Source organism: Butyricimonas muris, assembly GCF_046365375.1.
In the GTDB taxonomy this organism is placed as follows: Bacteria; Bacteroidota; Bacteroidia; order Bacteroidales; family Marinifilaceae; genus Butyricimonas; species Butyricimonas muris.
In genome coordinates, this window is the sequence record NZ_JBKEIT010000012.1 from 108,270 (window position 1) to 130,972 (window position 22,703).

The 22,703-nt window shown below is 43.2% G+C and carries 17 protein-coding genes; 14 read left to right on the plus strand and 3 right to left on the minus strand.

What is annotated here, in order from left to right; genetic code table 11:
• The first annotated feature begins 64 nt into the window (after nt 1-64).
• From ACK8P8_RS18405 to ACK8P8_RS18420, 4 genes are all read left to right on the plus strand, one after another.
• Entirely contained in the window at nt 65-3,655 is a 3,591-nt protein-coding gene (locus ACK8P8_RS18405) for a SusC/RagA family TonB-linked outer membrane protein (RefSeq protein WP_369859785.1), read from the plus strand.
• 11 nt (nt 3,656-3,666) lie between these two features.
• Complete coding sequence (locus ACK8P8_RS18410; RefSeq protein ID WP_369859784.1) at nt 3,667-5,217, plus strand: RagB/SusD family nutrient uptake outer membrane protein; 1,551 nt, start codon at nt 3,667-3,669, stop codon at nt 5,215-5,217.
• A 25-nt stretch (nt 5,218-5,242) separates the two neighbouring features.
• Nucleotides 5,243-6,415 (plus strand): zinc-binding metallopeptidase, encoded by a 1,173-nt coding sequence (locus ACK8P8_RS18415; protein ID WP_410026137.1) that lies wholly within the window; start codon nt 5,243-5,245, stop codon nt 6,413-6,415.
• A gap of 332 nt (nt 6,416-6,747) precedes the next feature.
• Nucleotides 6,748-8,664 carry a redoxin family protein gene (locus ACK8P8_RS18420; RefSeq protein ID WP_369859782.1) on the plus strand — a complete coding sequence of 639 codons (1,917 nt, stop codon included), beginning with the start codon at nt 6,748-6,750 and terminating at the stop codon, nt 8,662-8,664.
• Between the two features lie 43 nt (nt 8,665-8,707).
• Here ACK8P8_RS18420 and ACK8P8_RS18425 read toward each other — a convergent pair whose 3' ends face one another.
• On the minus strand, nt 8,708-9,400 hold the full coding sequence (locus ACK8P8_RS18425) for a 4'-phosphopantetheinyl transferase family protein (RefSeq protein WP_369859781.1): 693 nt from the start codon (nt 9,398-9,400) through the stop codon (nt 8,708-8,710).
• 222 nt (nt 9,401-9,622) lie between these two features.
• Here ACK8P8_RS18425 and ACK8P8_RS18430 point away from each other — a divergent pair, with 222 nt between their 5' ends.
• The 5 genes from ACK8P8_RS18430 (at nt 9,623) to ACK8P8_RS18450 (ending at nt 14,304) form a co-directional block, all read left to right on the plus strand.
• Nucleotides 9,623-10,318, plus strand: a complete 696-nt coding sequence (locus ACK8P8_RS18430; RefSeq protein WP_369859780.1) for an energy transducer TonB — start codon at nt 9,623-9,625, stop codon at nt 10,316-10,318.
• 201 nt (nt 10,319-10,519) lie between these two features.
• The gene (locus tag ACK8P8_RS18435; protein WP_369859779.1) at nt 10,520-11,203 is read left to right on the plus strand and encodes an energy transducer TonB; all 684 of its coding nucleotides are present in this window, start codon (nt 10,520-10,522) and stop codon (nt 11,201-11,203) included.
• Nucleotides 11,204-11,399: 196 nt separating this feature from the next.
• Entirely contained in the window at nt 11,400-12,086 is a 687-nt protein-coding gene (locus tag ACK8P8_RS18440) for an energy transducer TonB (protein WP_099290899.1), read from the plus strand.
• Between the two features lie 63 nt (nt 12,087-12,149).
• A complete protein-coding gene (hflX, locus tag ACK8P8_RS18445) occupies nt 12,150-13,370 on the plus strand; it encodes a GTPase HflX (RefSeq protein ID WP_099290900.1) in 1,221 nt (406 codons plus the stop codon).
• A 220-nt stretch (nt 13,371-13,590) separates the two neighbouring features.
• On the plus strand, nt 13,591-14,304 hold the full coding sequence (locus ACK8P8_RS18450) for an energy transducer TonB (protein ID WP_186974554.1): 714 nt from the start codon (nt 13,591-13,593) through the stop codon (nt 14,302-14,304).
• 51 nt (nt 14,305-14,355) lie between these two features.
• On the opposite strand, the gene tyrS is transcribed toward ACK8P8_RS18450, so the two are convergent.
• Together tyrS and ACK8P8_RS18460 are read right to left on the minus strand one after the other, a co-directional pair.
• Nucleotides 14,356-15,648, minus strand: a complete 1,293-nt coding sequence (tyrS, locus tag ACK8P8_RS18455) for a tyrosine--tRNA ligase (RefSeq protein WP_369859778.1) — start codon at nt 15,646-15,648, stop codon at nt 14,356-14,358.
• A 36-nt stretch (nt 15,649-15,684) separates the two neighbouring features.
• A complete protein-coding gene (locus tag ACK8P8_RS18460; protein ID WP_099290903.1) occupies nt 15,685-16,164 on the minus strand; it encodes a CvpA family protein in 480 nt (159 codons plus the stop codon).
• Between the two features lie 189 nt (nt 16,165-16,353).
• Between ACK8P8_RS18460 and aspS the strand changes: the two genes are divergently transcribed.
• The 5 genes from aspS to ACK8P8_RS18485 all read left to right on the plus strand — a co-directional run bounded on the left by aspS (nt 16,354) and on the right by ACK8P8_RS18485 (nt 22,603).
• Entirely contained in the window at nt 16,354-18,102 is a 1,749-nt protein-coding gene (gene aspS / locus ACK8P8_RS18465; RefSeq protein ID WP_303178849.1) for an aspartate--tRNA ligase, read from the plus strand.
• A 74-nt stretch (nt 18,103-18,176) separates the two neighbouring features.
• A complete protein-coding gene (locus tag ACK8P8_RS18470; RefSeq protein WP_369859777.1) occupies nt 18,177-19,304 on the plus strand; it encodes a DNA polymerase III subunit in 1,128 nt (375 codons plus the stop codon).
• A 126-nt stretch (nt 19,305-19,430) separates the two neighbouring features.
• Nucleotides 19,431-20,846 (plus strand): PSP1 domain-containing protein, encoded by a 1,416-nt coding sequence (locus ACK8P8_RS18475; protein WP_369859776.1) that lies wholly within the window; start codon nt 19,431-19,433, stop codon nt 20,844-20,846.
• Complete coding sequence (locus tag ACK8P8_RS18480; protein WP_369859774.1) at nt 20,843-21,667, plus strand: rhomboid family intramembrane serine protease; 825 nt, start codon at nt 20,843-20,845, stop codon at nt 21,665-21,667. The genes ACK8P8_RS18475 and ACK8P8_RS18480 overlap by 4 nt, the downstream gene beginning before the upstream one ends.
• A 12-nt stretch (nt 21,668-21,679) precedes the next feature.
• Nucleotides 21,680-22,603 carry a rhomboid family intramembrane serine protease gene (locus ACK8P8_RS18485; RefSeq protein ID WP_369859773.1) on the plus strand — a complete coding sequence of 308 codons (924 nt, stop codon included), beginning with the start codon at nt 21,680-21,682 and terminating at the stop codon, nt 22,601-22,603.
• Nucleotides 22,604-22,703 lie beyond the last annotated feature (100 nt).

Consider the following 22,703-nt stretch of genomic DNA (forward strand, 5'->3'; position numbering starts at 1 on the left):
CTCAGCGCCAACTAAAATCCGGTCTGTTTAATGATTAATTTATACAACTAAAGATTACAAAATTATGAAAAAAAAGGGAAGAATCATGCACCTCCTTGCAAGTTTCCTGTTTTTATCTATCCTGCTATTGGGCTCTTTATCATCTGACGCTCAAAACAAAGTAGTGAACATGAATTACAAGGATGCATCTTTTGTGGAAGTCATCAACGCTTTCCGTCAACAAACCGGCGTAAAGTTTCTCTACAACCTTGAAAAGGTCAAAAACAAACGTTGCAAAGACTTGATTTTAAAAAATGTTCCGGTAGACAAAGCCATCGGAATCGTGTTAGAGCATTTCGGTTTTACCTATTCCATGGTCGAGGGGGTCGTCGTGGTGAAGGAACTTCCGCGGGAAGGCACGAAAATACAAACCATCAAAGGGAAAGTCGCGGACGAAAACGGAGACCCGTTACCGGGAGTTACCGTCCTTATCAAAGGCACACACACGGGTGTTGCCACTGACGTGAACGGTAACTTCACGCTTACCCTCACAGAGAAGAAAGAAAGAATTCTCGTGTTCAGCTTTATCGGGATGCAGACAAAGGAAGTAAAATGCACCGGGAACGAGGTTCTGCAAGTCACGATGCTGGCAGACGCCACGCAACTCGACGAAGTCGTGGTCCAAATGGGGTACAATAGCTTGCCGCGCAAAGACATGGTGGGCTCATACAACACGCTGAAAGCCGACGACATCATGATGCAGGCATACTCTTCTATCGACCAGATGTTGCAGGGAAGAGTCCCGGGCATGATGGTCATTAACACTTCATCCCGCGTGGGGCGCAACCCGAAAATCACGATCCGGGGAACATCCACGATCTTGGGAAATACCGATCCGTTATGGGTTGTCGACGGTATCATCCAACCGGACCCGCTTCCTTTTAACTCAAGCAATGCCCTGACAAGCGATCTGGCAGACCTCGTGGGGAATCAAATTTCTTGGTTAAACCCGGCGGATATCGAAACCATCACTGTATTAAAAGATGCTTCCGCAACCGCCATATACGGTTCCAAAGCATCTAACGGGGTTATCGTGATCACCACGAAAAAAGGAAATGCCGAACGTACTAGCATACGGTATAGCGCCAATTTCTCTTTCCGTGCCCGCCCGAATTATGACATGTTTGATTACATGAACTCCAAAGAGCGTATTCAATTCAGTAAAGAAGCTTACGATGCGGGGGCCAGATACGCTAATGATCCTCTCCCGCAGATATACACCTACGAGGGATTAATGCGTATGTTCAACGAGCGGTCGATCACGGAAGAATACTTCGAAGAACGTATGGCTTACTTGGAAACCGTCAACACGGACTGGTTTGACCTGCTAACCCGCAACTCTTTCAGTAATAATCACAACCTGAGTATTTCGGGAGGTTCTCAAAAAGTCACTTACAACGCGTCATTCGGGTACACGTCCGACCACGGCGTGGAAATAGGGAATGATATGACCAGATTCTCCGCCCGGTTAAACGTGAATGTAAGATTATTAAAAACACTACAAGTCGATTTCAACATCAACGGCTCATTTGGAAATAATAAAGGTTACGGGCCGGGAGTCAATCCTATCGGATATGCGACGACTACCAGCCGTGCCCTTCCCGCGTACGAAAACGGGAAGCAGGCATTTTACAAGAGGTATCAAAACTACTCTTGGGTAGACGGACAACAAGAATTGGGATTCAATATTATGAATGAAATCGATAATAGTTATTCCAAGAATAAAAATTCCCGTTTTGACGTTTCCGTCAACGCGAATTGGGACATCACACCTTGGCTAAAATACCAATTCGTGGGTAGCATCGCAGATAACCATGCTAATGGCGAATCATTCGCGGGAGAGAAAACGAATTATATCACGGCCAAATACAGGGGGTACGAGTACGGGACAGAGAAGAACGGATCTGAGAAATACAAGGCAGCTATCCTTCCATTCGGGGGTGAATTCCTCTCGAATCACAACCGCACGATCTCCTATAACATGCAACACAAATTGTTATTTTCCAAAACGTTCAACGAGATACACCGTGTAAATGCCATGGCGGGGTTGGAAATACGCTCGGATGAAAACAAAAGTGAAACGAACACCGTGTGGGGATATGTTCCGGAACGCGGGGAAAAAATCATACGTCCTAATTCATACTCGTATTGGACTCCTATCGGTATGTCCAAACCCACGGATTCAAAAATATTAGACTACTTGTACGAGGGAGGCTGGCAGACCAACAACATGACAAGCAATGCCATGTCCTATTTTGCGACTTTGGCCTATTCACTCATGGAGCGCTACGTGCTGAATGCAAACATTCGGGCAGATGCATCCAATCGCTTCGGACAAGATGTGAATAAACAATTCGACCCGATGTATTCTTTCGGTATATCATGGAGAATCGGGGAAGAAGAATTTATCAAAGATAAAACCTCGTGGCTGAACCAGATGAACATACGGGCTACCTACGGAATACAAGGCAACGTGGTAACATCCGTCAGCCCGGACTTGATCGTCAAACAAGACGGAGTGTTGAATATTTACAACGAATACATACTCGGCATAAGCAGTTTGCCTAATCCCCTGTTAAAATGGGAAAACACGAAAACATGGAATTTAGGTATCGATCTCCAATTATTCAAAGGCATCACGATGAATCTGGAATATTACGGTCGACGGTCGAATGCCATCATCAGCCAGGATATTCCCAACGAATACGGACAAAAAAGTATGCAATTGAACGGGGGACGCATCGATAATCACGGGATAGAGTATTCCATAAATCTAACCCCTTTCAGTCGTAAAGATTTCGCGTGGACAGTGGGTATCAACGCTTCTAAAAACTGGAACAAATCGAAGACCGATGACGTCACGATTAAGGTGGATCAAATTAGCAAGAATGATTTCTTAAGTGGCGGAAATGGAAACCGGTTATTAAAAAAGGGTTATCCGCTAACCGCGTTCTGGTCTTATAAATTCACGGGATTATCACCCGAAACCGGGTATCCTACATTTGACATAGGAGAATTCGAAGAGGGGGATAACACGATAGACCCGACCACATTTCTCGTGTACTCCGGTCAACGCCAGCCCTATTTTACGGGGGGATTGAATACACGAATCCGTTACAAAGATTTCACTCTTGGTGCTGATTTTGTATTGTTGCTCGGTGGCAAACAACGCTTGACCAGCCCGTACAGCAGTTTTACAAATCAGGGTTCAAAGATTCCCGATCCGTATGACAATTTACCCAAAGACCTGAACAAACGCTGGAAGAAATCGGGGGACGAAAAACACACGAATATCCCGGCTCTCTTCACGAGCGAAGACGTGAATGAACTGAACATACTACTTCCGGACGGAGAAAAAGCATCCATGTATGAAATGTGGGCAAGTTCGGACGCACTAGTCGTAAGTTCCTCTTTCTTGCGCTGTACACAACTCTCCTTGAACTGGAACTTGAACCGGGCATGGTGTGCAAAATTCGGGGCGACCTCTCTCTCTGTCAATGCCAGCGTGAATAACCTCTTTGTTATTGCCAGCAAAAAGTTCAACGGCTTCGACCCCGAACTGGATAGAAGTATACAACCGAAGATTTTTTCTTTCGGTCTTAGTGTCGGATTTTAAATCTATAAACGATGAAACAAAGAATTATATATTTTATCGCCATCCTGATGTTCTCATCTTGCAGCGATTTCCTCGAACCAAAATCCAAAAGCGAGTTTGTACCTAAAGACGTCAGCTCGATGAATGAACTACTGTTGGGTACAGCTTACCCGCGTTGGGATACAAAAGGATTCAACGTTTTCCTGAATATTCTTGACGACGACGTGACGTGCGCACCCTATCAACCGACGACAAGCGGACAAAACCGAAAAGTTTGGCAAGCGGCTTACACTTGGCAACCTGATATGTTCACCATATTTGAAGACGAAGGACTTTCTCCCGACGCAACAAATATATACCAGACTTATTATACCAAAATATTGGGAGCGAATGCCGTATTAGATTATATCGACGATTTAAGTGATGAATCGGATATGAGAAATCTCGTTACCGCCCAGTCGCATGCTCTACGCGGTTATTATTATTTTACACTGGTAAATATTTTCGGGGTTCCCTATAACGAAAACAAAGACGGTCTGGGAGTCCCCTTGAAACTAACAAGCGGAATTGAAGATCGCACCTTTACCAGAAATACCGTGCAAGAAGTCTACGAACAAGTGTTGAAAGACCTTCTGGAAGCCGAACGCCTCTATAAATTAATACCGGAAAGCGAACAGTGGAAAAATGACTATAAGACCAGCTTACCCATGGTACAATTACTGTTATCAAGAGTCTACCTGTACATGGAAGAATGGCAGAAGTCGGCAGATTACGCACAATTGGTCATCGCCAACCCGAACTTCAGCCTGTTTGATTTGAATAATATCATCACAGAGAACGACGAAGGTGAGCGAGTTTACACGAACTTTCATTCATTTTCCTCTCCAGAAGTCATCTGGCTTTACGGGAATACTGAAGATGTCACGTATTTCGTTCGTCATTACAGCGGAGAGGATGCAAATGACCCGACCAGCCACAGTTACTTCAGAGCCTCGGATGAATTGTTGGAGTCTTTCAAAGAAACGACAGGAGATCTCCGGGCAGAACGTTACATCATTAGGGAGTATAACCCCACTTACGTAAATGGAGAAGCCTATTATATTCCCCAAGCTTTCGGGAAAATCAGCGTAAGTTCCTATTATCGACCGGGTTCAAATATTTTCGCCAGAAGTTTCCGGCTATCGGAAGCCTACTTGAATCTAAGTGAAGCCACTGCCATGCTATACAAAGAAAAAGGTGATAATAATGCCTTGACACAATCTTTGCAAGCATTGAACACCCTTCGGAAATATCGTTTCGAAGACTACACGGACGAACACATTTCCGATTCGGATAAATTGATATCTTTCATTCAAAGAGAAAGAAGGAGAGAACTGTGTTTCGAGGATCATCGTTGGTTCGACTTGCGTCGCTGGGGAATGAAATCCATACAACATACTTGGATTGGCGATCCGAATAGTTCAATATCCTATACATTAGAGGAAAAAGACCGTGGTTACACGCTCCCACTCCCCAAAGCAGCCTTGGAACAAAACAAGAGTCTGGTGCAAAATCCCCTTGCTCCCGCTCCCAGAACAAATTAAATAGTAATCCGATAATACGCGTACTATGAAACAAAGAACATTTATATTAACCCTCATGGGGATTATCATTACCCTCATGGCTTGCTATAGCGAGGATGACTTGACTCCCTCCGGCAACTATTCCGTTACCAAGTTTACCTTTCCGCAAGGCAATAACGCTTGGGACATGGATATCAAAGATATTCACGATAAATACAACGTGTATCTAATCTACAAGGAAGTTACATTTGTTGATTTAAACCGTCAATGGCAATCTTTAGGAACAGGTGACCAATTCACGGGAGATTCCTTGACGAACGAACAAGTTCCCGTATACGTGGATTTTCTAAAGAATCACTTTTTTGCTTTTATTAGCCCGGGAATAGCCCAGAAAGCTCTGCCCGTGAAAATTTACATGTTACACAATTTCAAGAAAGTAACGTCTGACGATGGTACCGGTGGAACGGGCACCGGTGGAACAGGCACTGGCGGGACAGGTACCGGTGGAACAGGTACCGGTGGAACAGGTACCGGCGGAACAGGCACCGGCGGAACAGGCACCGGCGGAACAGGCACCGGTGGAACAGGCACTGGTGGAACAGGCACCGGTGGAACAGGCACCGGTGGAACAGGCACCGGTGGAACGGGTACCGGTGGAACGGGTACCGGTGGAACGGGCGGTACTACGGATCCAAACTTTGTTCCTTTAAAAATAGACGGATTTGATTATTGGGCAATCAGTTTTACCAATGACGAAATGAGCAATATGGATCCTTATTCCAAGAAGGTAAAAAGAAATATATTTTTCCGTACCTTCATCGAAAATGCCATTCGCAAAGGAAGCATCACGGAACCCGCTGAATTTAAAGACGGAATGGATTACAAAACAAATTTCAACACCAATAAACCTAAAGATCCGAACTATTATTTAACCAGAGGATTTTTGGATATATTCAAAGAACAGGATCTATCCCCAAGAACACCCTTCTTTATCGGAGAATACACAGGGATAGGCTATGAAAATCCGGATATATACCCGTACGCGGATTTTGTTTATTACATACGTGCAGCAATGTGGTATACCCCGGATGAGTTTGAAGCATATTATCCTACAGCAAAATATCCGTTAATCAAAAAAAGATACGATATAGTGATTAACCATCTGAAGAATAATTATGGTATCGACATTCAACAAATTGCAAAAGGACCTCAAGAATAATTTATAAAAGAATTGTCCCAAAGTCCGGATTATCCCAAAGTGAAAGATATCCTGCTGATATTACCTGTTGTCGAGGGATATCTTTCACTTTACCGATTCAATCTCTTTTCCCTACAAAAGTTTACACCTCATTACGCTTTCGACCTATGAAAAACAAATTAAGATTTCTAGTTATAGCAATACTATTCCCTTTATTACTTTGCGCGCAAAAAGCAGATTCTTTAAAACACGCATGGAACAAAACTTTTTCTTCCTCTGTAGAAATTGTCAATCAATACAAACAGAACCAACAGGGATTAAGCCCGGAAGCATCAATACGCAACACTTGCTACATGATACTTAAAAGCGGAGAGTACATCATGTACCAAAAAGGGAATGTCGATGGAATGAACATACTATTACAACCAATCTCCCTGCCCGAACTGGAGCACCCGGTAGTAATACAATTCATGGAAAAAGAAAACACGCTTCCATTTGTCGATTACTATTTCATGATCAAAGAATTAAAGAGCGGAATCCCTTTCGATAATGCCAGAGATGGACTCACCTTCACAACAGAATTTAAAAGTCGTTCGTTAAATCGTTCCGATTACAATAAATTGGAAATGATCTTCAAAAGTTCAAATGAACACTTGAAATCAATCTATCTGGAAAAGTTTAAAGCCCTATTCCGCAACTATGGATGCACAGACAATATGTACAAACTCAAACCTGTCATTCAAAATTATATTCCGGACTCTCCTCAAAAAAATGAAGTATTAAACCTGTACTATCGCTACGAGAAAATACGGACAGGACAACCCGCACCGACTCCTGTATTAAAAGACGCCACAGGCAAAGAATACAATTTTAAAGATTTCTCTGGCAAAGTTATTGTTGTCGACGTGTGGGCTACATGGTGTTGCGTGTGCATCGAAAAAATGCCCGCATTCATGCAACTACGGGATGAGTTCAAAAATAATGACAACGTGGTATTCCTGACCGTATCCATTGATCGTAAAAGCGCTCGCACCAAATGGCTAAAGGCTACAGAGGACAACAACATGACCGGAATGTTAAACCTGATTCCCGATCAAGATGAAGAATCTGCTTTTGAATCTGCTTATTGTATTCCCAGCGTTCCGCGTTACCTTGTTATAGACAGAAACGGGAAAATCGTAGATGCCTACGCCCCCTCCCCCGGTATTGAATTAAAAGAAATGATAACCAATACCTTGAACAAACCGCAAATAGGTACCCGATGGGAAAACCTTTCTTTTTCGGAAGCCTTGATAAAATCCAAAGACACGGGCAAAAAACTATTTATAGACTGTTACACGAAAACCTGTGGCCCCTGTAAATACATGGTAAAAGCCATATTCCCGTTAAAAGAAGTCGGAGAATATTTTAACACGAACTACGTGTGTATCATGAAAGACATGGAAGAAGGCGACGGAATTGAAATCGGTAAAAAATACAACGTGCAAGTCTATCCCACGTACCTGATACTAAATGCGGACGGTAGCATCTATTGCCGTCTGGACGGGGGAGCTGTATCCAACCCGAAAGAAGACTTCGTGCAGAAATTAAAAGATGCTATCGAATTGGCCGAATTAAATAAAAAATACCTCGACGACACAAGAGATCAAGCATTCTTAGAAAAATATATCGCTTTTCTGCAAACACATGATAGAGCCCGGCTCCAAAAAGTAACGAGTGAAACCATGCCGAAAATGGGAGTAAAGAAATTATGTGAGCCTAAAAACTGGAACTTAATAAAAAACGAAATAACCGACATTGACACTCCTCTATTCCGCTACTTGTTAAACAATCGAAAGAGTTTTGCTAAAAAGATAGGGCAAAAGGAAGTGGAAGAAAAAATCATGTCCGCCTACCAGAATGAATTCCGCGTATTCAAGATGATGGGTATCGACTACGAAAAACGTATGGCAGACTTAAAACAACTGGAAAAAGATTCTTATAATGGAGCCGTGACATTAAGATATAGTATGCTATTTCGCCATATTATAGACAACAAAATCGAAAATCGGGTAAATGAACTACTAAACGTATTACAACACGGGATTCAACGTCTTGTTTCTCCGGAGGATCAAATGGCGGTATTGAGAGAACTAAACGGCTTCGAACAATTGGCAACCTCGCGACAAAAAACAGAGGCTTGTCAATATCTTAAAGACATCAGCAAAGGTCTTCCATCTAACAACACAGGATACATAGACAGAATAGTAAAGCGCTTTTCTCAAAATTAAAAAAGGAACAAACTTCTCTATTCAAAACACCGGGAACAATTCATCATAATTTGAATTGTTCCTTTATTATTTCATCCAAAATCACTTCCTGCACCCCGGGGATCTGCTCCTGTACACTACACACGTGACAAGCATACGCCATATCTATAGAACAAGGATAAACATACAAAGGCAATTCCCTCATTCCCTCTGACAATGAAATTTTCCCATCTGAAAACCGTACGACAAAACTATTCAACGGGCGGGTTAATCCCGTACCGGTATATTTAAGGAAACTCTCCTTGACCGACCAGTAATCGTAGAACAATTTATCTTGTTCAACCCCAGAGGCAACTTCCAATTCCCGTACTTCTTGCGCGTGAAAAAAACGCCCGGCGACTTCCATTCTCGCCTTCGACCGCTTTTCAATATCCACACCGATCTCCCCGTCGGAAACGGCACAGACCACGTAAACCCCCGAATGAGAAATATTAAAAAAAACATCCTCCCGCTCCGCAACAAAAGGCTTTCCTTTCTCCCCCCGGGCAAACCGATAACTCCCGAAAGGCATTCTGAAATATTTCCTTAACGCGAAAACAGTTAAGGCTTCGCCAAGTACCCGACGTATAGCAACACCCTTATTTCTAAAGCTCCCCGCTTCAACCAAACACTCTTCCGACACTTTATCTTGCAAAGAAGTGAACACCTCGTCATACATTTCATCTGACGGAACCCGGATAAATAATACTTTTATCATGATGCAAAGTTAGAAAAGATATAAATAACACCTCCCTCCAATGAACAAATATTCCAGAAAACCTAATAAACACGGGACTCTTAACGTTATTTTAAAATACAACGAAGAAAAATTTAAGAAAATATTCACATTTATGGTCGAAAAACTTGTTTATATCATTTTTATCTTCTACTTTTGAAACATCAAATTAACGTTTAGATAACATTTCAAAAACGCAAGGTCATGGAAGCAAAAAAAACATCCCGTTCCAATTTGGAAAACAAGCGGTTCATTTTCCGCGAGATAGGGCTTGTTATAGCTCTTGCAGTCGTGTTTTTTGCCTTTGAGACAAAATTCTACCAAGAAGAAACAAAAGAAATCATTCTCGTGGATACAGAGACCATTGAAGATGACGTTCTTCCGATAGTAGTACCTCAACAAGCATCCAGACCGTTACCCAAGATCAAAATGATGCCGATCGATTATATCGACATCGTGAACGAGGAATTGGAATTGGATGATCCGGACATCATTGACGTTACCGAAAGTCAAAACGGCTCGATAAACGGCATCGAAGGTATAGAAGATCAATATTCGACCGGTACGGGAGATGAAGAATTTGATGAAACTATACCATTTCTTAACCCGGAGCTCATGCCCAAATTTAACGGAGATTTAAACAAATGGCTTAGGAAAAACTTAAATTACCCGGAAAGAGCAAGAGAAAGCGGAGTTCAAGGAAAAATATTTATTGAATTTATTGTTGAAAAAGACGGTAGCATTACTGCGGCAAAAGTGTTAAGATCCGTTCATCCGGACTTGGATCGCGAAGCACTTCGAGTGGTAAACTCCATGCCGAAATGGAAACCGGGAATGCAAAGAGATAAGACCGTAAGGGTGAAATTTACTATCCCTATCACATTCCGCATCAGTTACTAGAAACATACAGTGATTTACATACAATACGAACATCCCGAAAAAGGACAATCCAAGTGGTTGTCCTTTTTTACTTCTCTTTATTCATGAAGCTAAATCTAACATTTTCAATAAAAAAGAGCGAAAAAGTTTGCATTTGCCACTAAATTTTATTATCTTTACAGATACATTACGCGAGAGTTACAGAATCTAAACAGCAAGAATATGGAAATCAAAAAAACACCCAAGGCAAACCTCGAGGGGAAGAAAGGTATCTTTTTCGAGATCGGTTTGGTCGTTGCTCTAGGTATTCTACTTTGCGCTTTCAACTGGAAGGCGACCACCGAAGTAGAAGAAGGTTTCAATACCGTGATAGATACACCTATGGATGAAGAAATCATCCCGATCACTCATTCGTACTTAAAACCTCCCCCACCCCCTCCACCAGCCCCTAAATTAACCGATCTGATCGAGATCGTTGACCAAGAACTGGACATTGACGACGAATTAGAAATCGAAGATGCCGAAGCAGACGTGGAGAATCAGACAAATTATTCTTATACCGAAAACGGAAACGGATACGATGACGACGGGTACGAACCTGACATCTTCGTAATAGTGGAGGATATGCCCACATTCCCGGGAGACATTAACAAATGGTTAAGCCGAAACGTGAAATATCCGGTTATCGCTCAAGAAAACAATATTCAAGGTAAAGTAAGCGTACAATTCGTGATCGAGAGAGACGGAAGCATCACCGACGTGAAAGTATTGAGGTCTGTCGATCCTTCATTGGACAAAGAAGCCGTTCGCGTGATAAAATCCATGCCCAAATGGAAACCCGGCAAACAAAGAGGTAAAGCCGTAAGAGTATCTTACACGGTACCGATCAATTTCAGATTACAATAAAATCCAATACCTTCTGGAAAAGAGACTATCAGTATTGACAGTCTCTTTTATTTAAGAATATTTAAAGGAAAATCAATCCTATATTTAACATTTTCTTCAAAAAAAAGAAGAGAACTATTGTGGTTTATACCGAATTTGATTATTTTTACCGACGCAAATTGAAGAAATATAGAGCTTATAATATTAAACTAATAACATGGAAATCAAAAAAACACCTAAGGCAGACCTAGAAGGAAAGAAAGGTATTTTCTTCGAGATCGGTCTGGTAGTGGCTCTAGGTATTCTACTTTGCGCTTTCAACTGGAAAGCCAACACGAAAGTAGAAGAAGGTTTCGTTACCGTAGCCGAAGAGCCCGTGGAAGAGGAAATCATTCCAATTACCCAACAGATGATGAAACCGCCTCCACCTCCTCCTCCAGCTCCCAAGTTAACAGACTTGATCGAGATCGTTGACCAAGAATTGGATATCGATGAAGAACTGGAAATCGAAGACGTGGAAGCTAACGTGGAAAACCGCACTGATTATAGCTATGACTATGACGGAACCGGTTATGATGAAGGGGATTACGGTGAGGAAGATATTTTCCAAGTAGTAGAGGATATGCCCACGTTCCCGGGAGATATTAATAAATGGTTAGGTAAAAACGTGAAATACCCGGTTATTGCACAAGAAAACAATATCCAAGGTAGAGTTACCGTACAATTCGTGATCGAGAGAGACGGTAGCATCACTGACGTGAAAGTATTGAGAGGTGTTGACCCTTCTCTGGATAAAGAAGCCGTTCGCGTGGTAAAATCCATGCCGAAATGGAAACCCGGAAAACAGAGAGGTAAACCCGTACGAGTATCTTACACTGTACCTATCAACTTCAGATTACAGTAAGAAAGACACTTTAAACTAATAAAGGGGCTGTCGTTCATCGTCAGCCCTTTCTTTTCCTTATATATGAGCGATTATTTTTACACGAAAAAAGAAGCAGAAAAAGCAATTCTTGTAGGCGTAGCACTACAATCAGAAAATATCAGCTACGATACCATGTGCGAATACTTGGACGAACTCGCTTTTCTGGCAGAGACAGCAGGAGCGGAAACCGTGAAAATATTCACACAAAATTTGGATAAACCGGTAACGGCAACTTTCGTAGGGAAGGGTAAGCTGGAAGAAATCAAAAACTATGTTGAAGAAAACGACATTGACTTGATTATTTTCGACGATGAACTCAGCCCGACACAACTCCGGAATATCGAACGGGAATTAAAAGGCAGGAAAGTCCTCGACCGCACGAACCTGATCCTTGACATTTTCGCTAAAAGAGCCCGTACCGCAGAAGCAAGAGCCCAAGTGGAACTTGCCCAGTACCAGTATTTACTCCCGCGACTGACAGGTATGTGGACTCACTTGGAAAGACAAAAAGGAGGTATCGGTCTACGCGGTCCCGGGGAAACGGAAATAGAGACCGACCGACGCATCATCCGGGACAAAATTACCCGCTTGAAAGAACAACTGGAAAAGATCGACAAACAAATGGTCACGCAGCGCAAGAACCGGGGTAAACTGGTACGTGTGGCTCTCGTGGGATATACCAATGTCGGCAAATCCACCTTGATGAATCTTTTAAGCAAATCGGAAGTGTTCGCGGAGAACAAACTCTTCGCCACGCTCGATACAACCGTCCGGAAAATCGCTATAAAGAACGTACCGTTTCTTTTAGCCGACACGGTAGGATTTATTCGTAAACTTCCTCATCATCTGGTAGAGTCCTTTAAATCGACTCTGGACGAAGTGAGAGAAGCCGATGTGATTCTCCATGTAGTAGACATATCACACCCTCAATTCGAAGATCAGGTAAGGATTGTGAATGAAACTTTGAGCGAACTCATAGATACCCCGAAACCAACGATCACCGTGTTCAATAAAATAGACGCCTTTACCTACACGAAAAAGGACGAAGACGACCTGACACCCATTGAGCGCAAAAATTACAGTCTGGATGACCTGAAACAAATGTGGATGTCCAAGCAGGGTGGGGAAACAGTCTATATCTCGGCAAAGGGGAAAGAGAACATTGATGAACTAAAGGAAAAACTATACGATATCGTGAAAGATATCCATTCCGCACGTTTCCCTTTCAACGATTTCCTGTATCAAGAATACGAAGAAGAATAGTTCGGGCAACTGTTTTAACCGTAAAACCCTTATAATTTATAAAGTCCATAAGATCAGCACAAAGCGGCTATCTTATGGACTTTACAGCTTTGCCAACCATAACAATTCCAGACTTTTTTGACTAATTCACTTCTTTTACGAAAAAGTAAATCAACATATTTGGTTTTTCGGCTAACTTTTTGTATATTAGAGGTAAAAGCTTAACTAAGACAATTAAGTTATGGAAGTAAAGAAATCATCTAAAGCGAGTCTCGAAAACAAAAAGGGTATCTTCTTCGAGATAGGTCTAATCCTAGCATTAGCCTCTCTACTCTTTGCTTTCGAATGGAGAACTAACGTGAAGGTTGAAGAAGGCTTCATAACGGTCGCGGAAGAGCCGCTGGAAGAGGAGATTATTCCCATCACCCAACAATCACTGATGAGACCACCCCCTCCCCCTCCTCCCGCTCCAAGGCTGACTGACCTTATGCAGATTGTTGACGAAGAATTGGATATAGATGACATGCTGGAAATCGAAGATGCCGAATCTAATGTCGGGAATCAAAACTCATACGGTAACAATTATTCCGGAAGTAGCATGGGAGACTATGATAGCTATGGAGATGGTGAGTACACGGGAGAATCGGATATATTTGTGGTCGTGGAGGATATGCCCAGATTCCCCGGCGGAGATGTACAGGCTTGGCTGTCGAAACATGTCAAATATCCGATTATAGCTCAAGAGAACAATATTCAAGGTAGAGTAGTCGTGCAATTCGTTATCGAAAAGGACGGCAGCATCACGGATGTAAGAGTCATCAGGGCTGTCGACCCATCACTCGATAAAGAAGCTGTGCGGGTTATTCAAACCATGCCGAAATGGATCCCGGGGAAACAAAGAGGCAAAGCCGTAAGAGTTTCCTACACGGTACCCATTAATTTTAAACTACAATAAAAGAGAGGCTGCATCGCAGCCTCTCTTCGTTTATAAAGTTTATAAACCTTTCTATTTCACCGTAATCAAGAAATAATTCTTTTTCCCGCTCTGCAAGAGGATGAACTTATCATCTATCAAGTACTCGGGAGTAACAATCAATTCCTGATCCTGCACTTTCTCTTTATTAATACTAATAGCATTTCCTTTTAGAGCGCGCCTAGCCTCTCCCTTGGAAGGCATCATGGAAGTCTTTTCCGCCATCAAGTCCACAATATGGATACCAGCCTCCAGATCGGCTCTCTCGACATCAAATTGAGGCACCCCCTCGAACACGGACAATAAAGTATCTTCATCCAATCTCTTCAAAGCATCTGAAGTAGCATTGCCGAAAAGGATTTGTGATGCTTCCAATGCAGACTCGTAGGCTTCTTCATCGTGAATCAAACAAGTCACCTCTTTCGCCAATACCTTCTGCAATTTTCTCAAATGCGGAGCCTCTTGATGTTCGGCAATCAGCGCATCAATTTCAGCCGGAGGCAATATCGTGAATATTTTAATATATTTAGCGGCATCCTCATCCGTACTGTTCAACCAGAACTGGTAGAACTTGTAAGGAGAAGTCCGTTTCGGATCTAACCAGATGTTACCCGATTCCGTCTTACCAAACTTCTTTCCGTCACTTTTGGTCATCAACGGCCACGTGAATCCGTAAGCCTCACCCCCGTCCTTGCGGCGGATCAACTCACCCCCGGTTGTGATATTTCCCCACTGATCGGAACCTCCTACTTGTAACAAACAATTATAATTCCGACGTAAATAAAGGAAATCATATCCCTGCACCAATTGATAGGTAAATTCAGTAAAAGACAATCCTTGTGTAGAATCAGCACTCAACCGTTTTTTCACGGACTCTTTTGACATCATATAGTTTACGGTAATATGTTTTCCCACCTCCCGGATAAAATCAAGGAAAGAGAAATTCTTCATCCAATCGTAATTATTCACCATAATCGCGGCGTTGGATGCATCCGAGTTGAAATCAATAAACTTGGATAATTGAGCTTTGATCCCCGCCATATTCTTTTGGATCGTTTCTTCATCAAGCAGATTACGTTCCAAGGATTTGCCGCTAGGATCACCGATCATTCCAGTGGCTCCCCCGATAACAAAGATGGGTTTGTGACCTGCCATTTGCAAATGCTTCATCATCATCACCGAAACCAGATGCCCGATATGTAATGAATCAGCCGTCGGATCGATCCCCACGTAAGCAGTCGTTAACTCTTTTGCAAGTTGCTCTTCAGTACCCGGGATGATACTATGAACCATCCCTCTCCATCTTAGTTCTTCTACAAAATTCATCGATTCTTAAATTTATATGTTCGTATTCGTTCCAAATTATTTAAAAGCGCTCTCGTAAACGCCATTCGCGAAGTTAACAAAAGGTTGATACAATAGACTATCACTTTTTGTTTTTACCGAGATAAATTCATAACGATTGTCCATCGCATTCACGATAAAAAGAATCACGCATACCACGATTGCCGATTTCAACACGCCCATCACGATCCCGAACAGTTTATTAAACAACCCGAGCGAAACCATATCAATCAACTTCGTGAGCAATTTCCCCAACAAATGAATCACGATAATAACCAGCAAGAAGGTAACCGCAAAAGCGATATAATAGGCATACGACTCCGGCATCGCTATAAAGTCTTTTAAAAAATCCTCCATGTTCACGGCGTATCTCAAAGAGATAAAAACCCCCAAGACCAACGCGAACAACGTTGACATCTCAACTATCAATCCTCGACTAAACCCTTTATAAGCCCCGTATACTAACGGGAGCAATATTATCACATCAATGTAATTCACTGTTAATTATTTAATCACATCATTTCAGCACCCAAAGATAAGGAATTGTCTACTCTTACACGAGTATTCAAACCAAAATTATTCAACAAAAATATACCCGCGTTCAATTTTCGGCAGTTTATGTCTTTAAACTGACAAATTCTTACTATTTTCGCAGGATATTTATGCCAGAATCTAAATTTGATAATTATGTATAGAACACATACTTGTGGGCAATTAAGGATAGAAAACGCGGGAGAGAGCGTTTGTCTTAGCGGATGGGTACAAAAGGTAAGAAAACTGGGAGCCATGACTTTCGTGGATCTACGTGATCGTTACGGCATTACCCAATTGGTGGTTGAAGAGTCCGCACCCGAAGAAATTAAAAACAACGTGGCTAAACTCGGACGGGAATACGTGATTCAGGTAAGAGGAACCGTGATCGAGCGAGCCAGCAAAAACAATAAAATCCCGACGGGAGATATCGAGATATCCGTGAACGAGCTTACCGTGCTGAGCGAGTCGGAAACTCCTCCTTTCACGATAGAAGACCAAACAGACGGCGGTGATGAACTCCGTATGAAATATCGTTACTTGGACTTACGCCGTCCTATTGTACGCAAGAACATCGAATTACGCCACCGGATGGCGCAACTGGTAAGAAATTACCTGAGCAACCAGAATTTTATCGAGGTAGAAACTCCCGTGCTTGTAAAAAGCACACCGGAAGGCGCACGTGATTTCGTGGTACCTTCCCGTATGAACCAAGGTCAATTTTACGCTTTGCCGCAAAGTCCGCAGACGCTAAAACAACTGCTGATGGTTTCCGGTTTCGACCGTTATTTCCAGATCGTGAAATGTTTCCGGGATGAAGACCTCCGCGCAGACCGTCAACCCGAATTCACGCAAATTGACTGTGAGATGTCGTTCGTGGAACAAGAGGATATTCTGGATACATTCGAGGGATTGATCAAGCATTTGTTCAAAGAAATCCGGAACGTGGATATTCCCGCGCTACCGAGAATGACGTGGATTGACGCCATGGAGCAATACGGCTGTGACAAACCCGATATCCGTTTTGACATGAAATTCGTCGATTTGACAAACGTGGCAAAGGGAAAAGACTTTGCCGTGTTCAACGAGGCGGAATACATCGGGGCGATCTGTGCGCCGAAATGTGCCGGATACACCCGCAAACAAGTGGACGAATTGACGGAATTCGTGAAACGCCCGCAAACAGGTGCAAAAGGATTGGTTTACGTGCGTTACAACGAAGACGGCACATTCAAATCATCCATCGACAAATTCTATACCCCGGAAGATCTGAAGACTTGGGCGGATGCTTGCAAAGCAGAACCGGGCGACTTACTGTTGATTCTCGTCGGACCGAAATTCAAGACGTTGGCTCAACTTTGCGATTTACGCTTGGAAATGGGTTCCCGCCTCGGTTTAAGAGATAAGGATGTATTCAAACCTCTGTGGGTGGTAGACTTCCCGTTATTGGAATGGGACGAAGAAACCCAGCGTTTCTACGCGATGCATCACCCGTTCACCTCCCCAAAACCGGAAGACATTTCCTTGATGACAACCGACCCGGGTAAGGTTAGGGCAAACGCCTATGATATGGTAATCAACGGCGTGGAAGTCGGTGGTGGTTCTATCCGTATCCACGACTCTGCACTACAATCCAAAATGTTTGATTGCTTGGGAATCTCGCACGAGACAGCGCAAGAACAATTCGGTTTCCTCATGGGTGCGTTCAAATACGGGGCTCCTCCTCACGGCGGTATCGCTTTCGGGTTTGACCGTCTTGCTTCCATGTTCGCCGGACTCGATTCAATCCGCGACGTTATCGCTTTCCCGAAGAACAACTCCGGTCGTGACGTCATGCTTGACGCTCCCTCCGAGATCGCGAAAGAACAATTCGATGAACTAGGCATTCAATTGAAAACAAATTAATTTACGATTACAAAAGCGTTGGCTTGCGGACGAGAAATCTAAAATCATAAATCTTTAAATCTAAAATTGATAAGGTGTTTTTTAAAGACGTCATAGGACATGAAGAGATAAAGCAACGACTGATATCTTCCCTGCAATCGGGAAGAGTCAGTCATGCTCAACTTTTTGCCGGGGAAACGGGAGCGGGTTCACTGGCTTTGGCCTTGGCTTTCACACAATACCTGTTTTGCACGGGAGACAAACACGAAGATGCCTGCGGTGTCTGTCCCGAATGCAAAAAAATGCAGAAGTTGATTCACCCGGATCTGCATTTTGTGTATCCTGTTGTAAAATCCACGAGGATAAAAACACCTATCAGCGACGAGTATATCAACGAATGGCGAAAACTCTTGCTCGAAAGTCCCTATATAGACCTTGAAAAATGGTTAAGTGCCATGGGAGCGGACGAGAACGCCCAAGCCATGATATACACGGAGGAAAGCGGCAACATTCTCCGCAAACTAAACTTGAAATCATTTGAATCGGAATACAAGGTGATGCTCATCTGGTTACCCGAAAAAATGAAAGCGGAATGTTCCAACAAACTACTCAAGATACTGGAAGAGCCTTACCCGAACACGCTTTTCCTGTTAATAGCGGAACACGCGGAAGAGATTATCAACACGATCCTCTCCCGCACGCAGCGAATCAATATTCCGCCATTAACACAACAAGATATCGCGGAACAACTGGTACTGCAAAAACGACTGGTTCGGGAATCCGCCGAGGAGGTGGCACACGTGGCTTCCGGGAGTTGGCTGAAAGCACTCCGGATGTTGAACGAAACTGACGAAACGATATATAACCAAGAGAAATTCGTACAGATGATGCGCTTGTGCTGGGAGCGCAAGATGCTTCCTGTCAACGAATTTGTCAACGAATTGGCCTCTCTTGGGAGAGAGAAACAAAAAAGTTTTCTAATCCATTGCACCCGGATGTTACGGGAGAATTTTGTCCGGAACTTTGGGATAGAAAAAATTGTATACATGACAGAAAGAGAGAAGACTTTCTCCACGAAATTCTCTCCTTACGTGCATGAAGGAAATATCATTCCTCTTTTCGAAGAATTCGAGAAAGCATACAGCGACATCATTCGAAACGGGAACGGGAAAATTATCCTCACGGATCTTTGTATCAAAGTGATGCAAAACATCAGACCGTGACGGGAGAACTAAAAAATAAAAGATAAAAACTAAAAATTGAAGCATTGGAAAAACGAAAATATTTACTCGAAAGACAGAAGTCCACTCATTTTCAATTTTCAATTTTCAATTTTCAATTAATACACTATGAGCGAAATAACTGAAGATAAACAAGAAAACATTGAAAATAAAGATATAAAGCAGCACCCCACGGTTGTTCCGGTAATTGACCATCGCCTGTTGGCAGGAAAACTTACCGTCTACAACTGGATGCAGGACATTCCGGAAGGTTGTACCCCATCCGATATCGTGGAAGTAAGATTCAAAAACACGCGCAAGGGCTTCTTCTTGAACAACAGCAACTTGAAACTGAATATCGGGGACATCGTGGCGGTTGAAGCGGCTCTCGGGCACGATATCGGAATCGTATCGCTCACGGGTGAACTCGTGAAAGAGCAAATGCAGTTGAAAAGGGTTGACTTGGAGCGCAATCCCTTGAAAAAAGTATACCGGAAAGCCAAACCGCACGACATCGAGAAATGGCAACAAGCCATCGCGTTGGAACACGATACCATGATCCGGTCGCGAATCATCGCCGCAGACCTCAATCTTGACATGAAGATCGGGGACGTGGAGTACCAAGGAGACAAGACCAAAGCGATATTCTACTACATTGCCAACGACCGGGTGGATTTCCGGAAGTTAATCAAGATTCTGGCGGAAACATTCCATATCCGCATCGAGATGAAACAGATCGGTGCACGTCAGGAAGCCGGACGTATTGGTGGTATCGGTTCATGCGGGCGTAAACTATGCTGTTCGACATTTATCACGAATTTCATTTCCGTATCCACATCCGCGGCGAGATATCAGGATATTTCATTGAATCCCCAAAAACTCGCGGGACAATGCGGCAAATTAAAATGCTGTCTTAATTACGAGGTGGATGCCTACATTGACGAACAAAAGGACTTCCCCTCGTCCAATGTATGGTTGAACACGGGCGAAGGTATGCTCTATCACCAGAAAACAGATATTTTCGGACGGAATATGTCCTACTCCTTTGACAAAGAAGGACGCGGCGCACTGATCAAATTACCCGTGGCACGAGTAAAAGAGATCATCGCCTTGAACAAGAAAGGGATCATTCCGGCGAAAGCACTTGAAATCGACAAGAACGAAGCGGTAAATATCAAATATACCGACGGTGTCGGCGAGGAGAGCTTGAATCGCTTCGACGAAAAGAAAGAGCAAGGTGGCAGACGCCGTAATAGAAACAGGAACCGGAGAAATCCTCAAAAAGAAAATAACAACGAGGAAAACAAACCGAGAGAAAAAGACGTAAATGCCTCCGGGGAAAAAGCCGAAAAGAAGACTTTGACCAAGAACGATAACAGACCCGGCAACAGGCAAGACAATCGCCAAGGCAACAATCGTCCGAACAACCGTCAAGGTAACAATCGGAATCCCCGAAGACAAGGAAGTAATCAAAATAACAGACCGGAAAACAAAAACAATAATAAACCGGAGAATAAAGAAAACAACAAACCAGCTGAACAATGAACAACTATAGACCATTCGCGGGCATGACTCCCGCAGTAAAGGTTATCATCATTATAAACGTCATCATATTCCTATTGATCAACACGGTAGGACAGAAACTGAATTTAGATTTGGTGAACATACTCGGTATGCACCTGCCGCAATCCCCGGATTTCAAGATATACCAGTATATCACGCACATGTTCACGCAACAGGGGCTCGCGCACCTTTTCTTCAACATGTTTGCCGTGTTCATGTTCGGTCGTATTCTTGAATCCGTGTGGGGTACCAAACGATTCGTGATTTACTATTTCGTTACCGGTTTGGGTGCCGCGGCACTCCATTCACTGGTAAGCTGGTACGGGGTTCATAACATGCAGGAACAATTCTATGCCTTTCAAAGCACTCCCGAACCGGGACTATTGGCCGAGTTCGTCCGGGCGCACGTGAGCAACCCGAAATTCGTGTCATACGCGATGCAGATCGTGGATCAGTGGAATCAATATCCCTCGAACCCCCAGTTCGCACAAATGGGTGAAGAAATATTCAGGAATATCATACAGGCATACCAGAATACTCCGACAATCGGGGCTTCCGGTGCCGTATTCGGTATATTGTTAGCGTTCGGAATGTTATTCCCGAACACGGAACTCTTCCTGATGTTCATCCCGATTCCGATCAAGGCAAAATATTTCGTGCTCCTTTACGGTGCAGCCGAATTATTCTTCGGGCTTCAAAATTCAGTAGGGGACAACGTGGCACATTTCGCTCACCTCGGTGGTATGTTATTCGGATTCTTCCTGATCCTCTATTGGCGGAAACACAGTAAACGATTTTATTAGAAATAAACGGATATGTATAACAACTCGTATGGTTCGAACTTTTCAGAAGGAATTTGGGGCGGGATAAAAAGCTCGTTCAGACAGGGTTCTGCTCTGACCAGACTTATCTATATCAATATAGGAGTCTTTATCATCATCAAGCTGATTGCCGTCGTGATCACCTTGACAGGAGGAAAAAACGTCGACGCCATGCTATTGCCTTACATGGGAGTTCCTGCCCTACCGGAAAATCTTCTCCATACCCCGTGGACCATCATCACCTACATGTTCACCCAGTTCGGATTTATCCATCTACTGTTCAACATGCTATGGTTATACTGGTTCGGGTCTATTTTCCTGAATTATTTCTCCGGCTCGAAACTCACGGGAGTATATCTTCTGGGGGGTATCAGCGGGGCAATCGTGTATATCGCCGCTTATGCCATATTTCCGGCATTTGAAGTCGAACGGTTCTACTCGTGGGCTATCGGAGCTTCAGCCTCCGTCATGGCTATCGTGTTTGCCGTCTGTACCTATCTCCCGAATCACAAGATATACGTCTTCCTGATCGGTCCCGTGAAGTTAATTCATCTGGCCATTTTCACGGCAGTAATTGACCTTATCAGTATCCCGTCGGGAAACGCGGGGGGACATATCGCCCATTTGGGAGGTGCCATATTCGGCTATTTGTTCACGCTGTCCATGCGTCGCAACTTTGACCTCACGGGCGGTCTTATGTCACTCCTCGACAAACTGGGTAAACTTTTCAGTAAACCGAAAAAGAAAATGCATGTCAAATACAAAAAGAAAGTATCCGATATGAACGACATAGAATACAACGAGTACAAGAAACAAAAAGACATCCGCATCAACGATATTCTGGATAAAATCTCCAAACACGGCTACGAAAGCCTGACAAAAGAAGAAAAAGAGATTCTGTTCAAATCAAAAAATTGAAAGTTGAAAATTGAAAATTGAAAATGACAGGTCACCGCACCTCCTCTGTTTATAGAGAAGGTGGCTGCGAAGCAGACGGAGGAGTTCAATCTAAAATTTA

Coding starts and splice junctions, on each gene's coding strand:
- ACK8P8_RS18435 (WP_369859779.1), top strand. CDS start 10,520: ATGGAAATCAAAAAAACACCCAAGGCAAACCTCGAGGGGAAGAAAGGT.
- ACK8P8_RS18485 (WP_369859773.1), top strand. CDS start 21,680: ATGTATAACAACTCGTATGGTTCGAACTTTTCAGAAGGAATTTGGGGC.
- ACK8P8_RS18425 (WP_369859781.1), bottom strand. CDS start 9,400: ATGATAAAAGTATTATTTATCCGGGTTCCGTCAGATGAAATGTATGAC.
- ACK8P8_RS18410 (WP_369859784.1), top strand. CDS start 3,667: ATGAAACAAAGAATTATATATTTTATCGCCATCCTGATGTTCTCATCT.
- ACK8P8_RS18480 (WP_369859774.1), top strand. CDS start 20,843: ATGAACAACTATAGACCATTCGCGGGCATGACTCCCGCAGTAAAGGTT.
- hflX (WP_099290900.1), top strand. CDS start 12,150: ATGAGCGATTATTTTTACACGAAAAAAGAAGCAGAAAAAGCAATTCTT.
- ACK8P8_RS18475 (WP_369859776.1), top strand. CDS start 19,431: ATGAGCGAAATAACTGAAGATAAACAAGAAAACATTGAAAATAAAGAT.
- ACK8P8_RS18405 (WP_369859785.1), top strand. CDS start 65: ATGAAAAAAAAGGGAAGAATCATGCACCTCCTTGCAAGTTTCCTGTTT.
- tyrS (WP_369859778.1), bottom strand. CDS start 15,648: ATGAATTTTGTAGAAGAACTAAGATGGAGAGGGATGGTTCATAGTATC.
- aspS (WP_303178849.1), top strand. CDS start 16,354: ATGTATAGAACACATACTTGTGGGCAATTAAGGATAGAAAACGCGGGA.
- ACK8P8_RS18430 (WP_369859780.1), top strand. CDS start 9,623: ATGGAAGCAAAAAAAACATCCCGTTCCAATTTGGAAAACAAGCGGTTC.
- ACK8P8_RS18420 (WP_369859782.1), top strand. CDS start 6,748: ATGATACTTAAAAGCGGAGAGTACATCATGTACCAAAAAGGGAATGTC.
- ACK8P8_RS18450 (WP_186974554.1), top strand. CDS start 13,591: ATGGAAGTAAAGAAATCATCTAAAGCGAGTCTCGAAAACAAAAAGGGT.
- ACK8P8_RS18440 (WP_099290899.1), top strand. CDS start 11,400: ATGGAAATCAAAAAAACACCTAAGGCAGACCTAGAAGGAAAGAAAGGT.
- ACK8P8_RS18415 (WP_410026137.1), top strand. CDS start 5,243: ATGAAACAAAGAACATTTATATTAACCCTCATGGGGATTATCATTACC.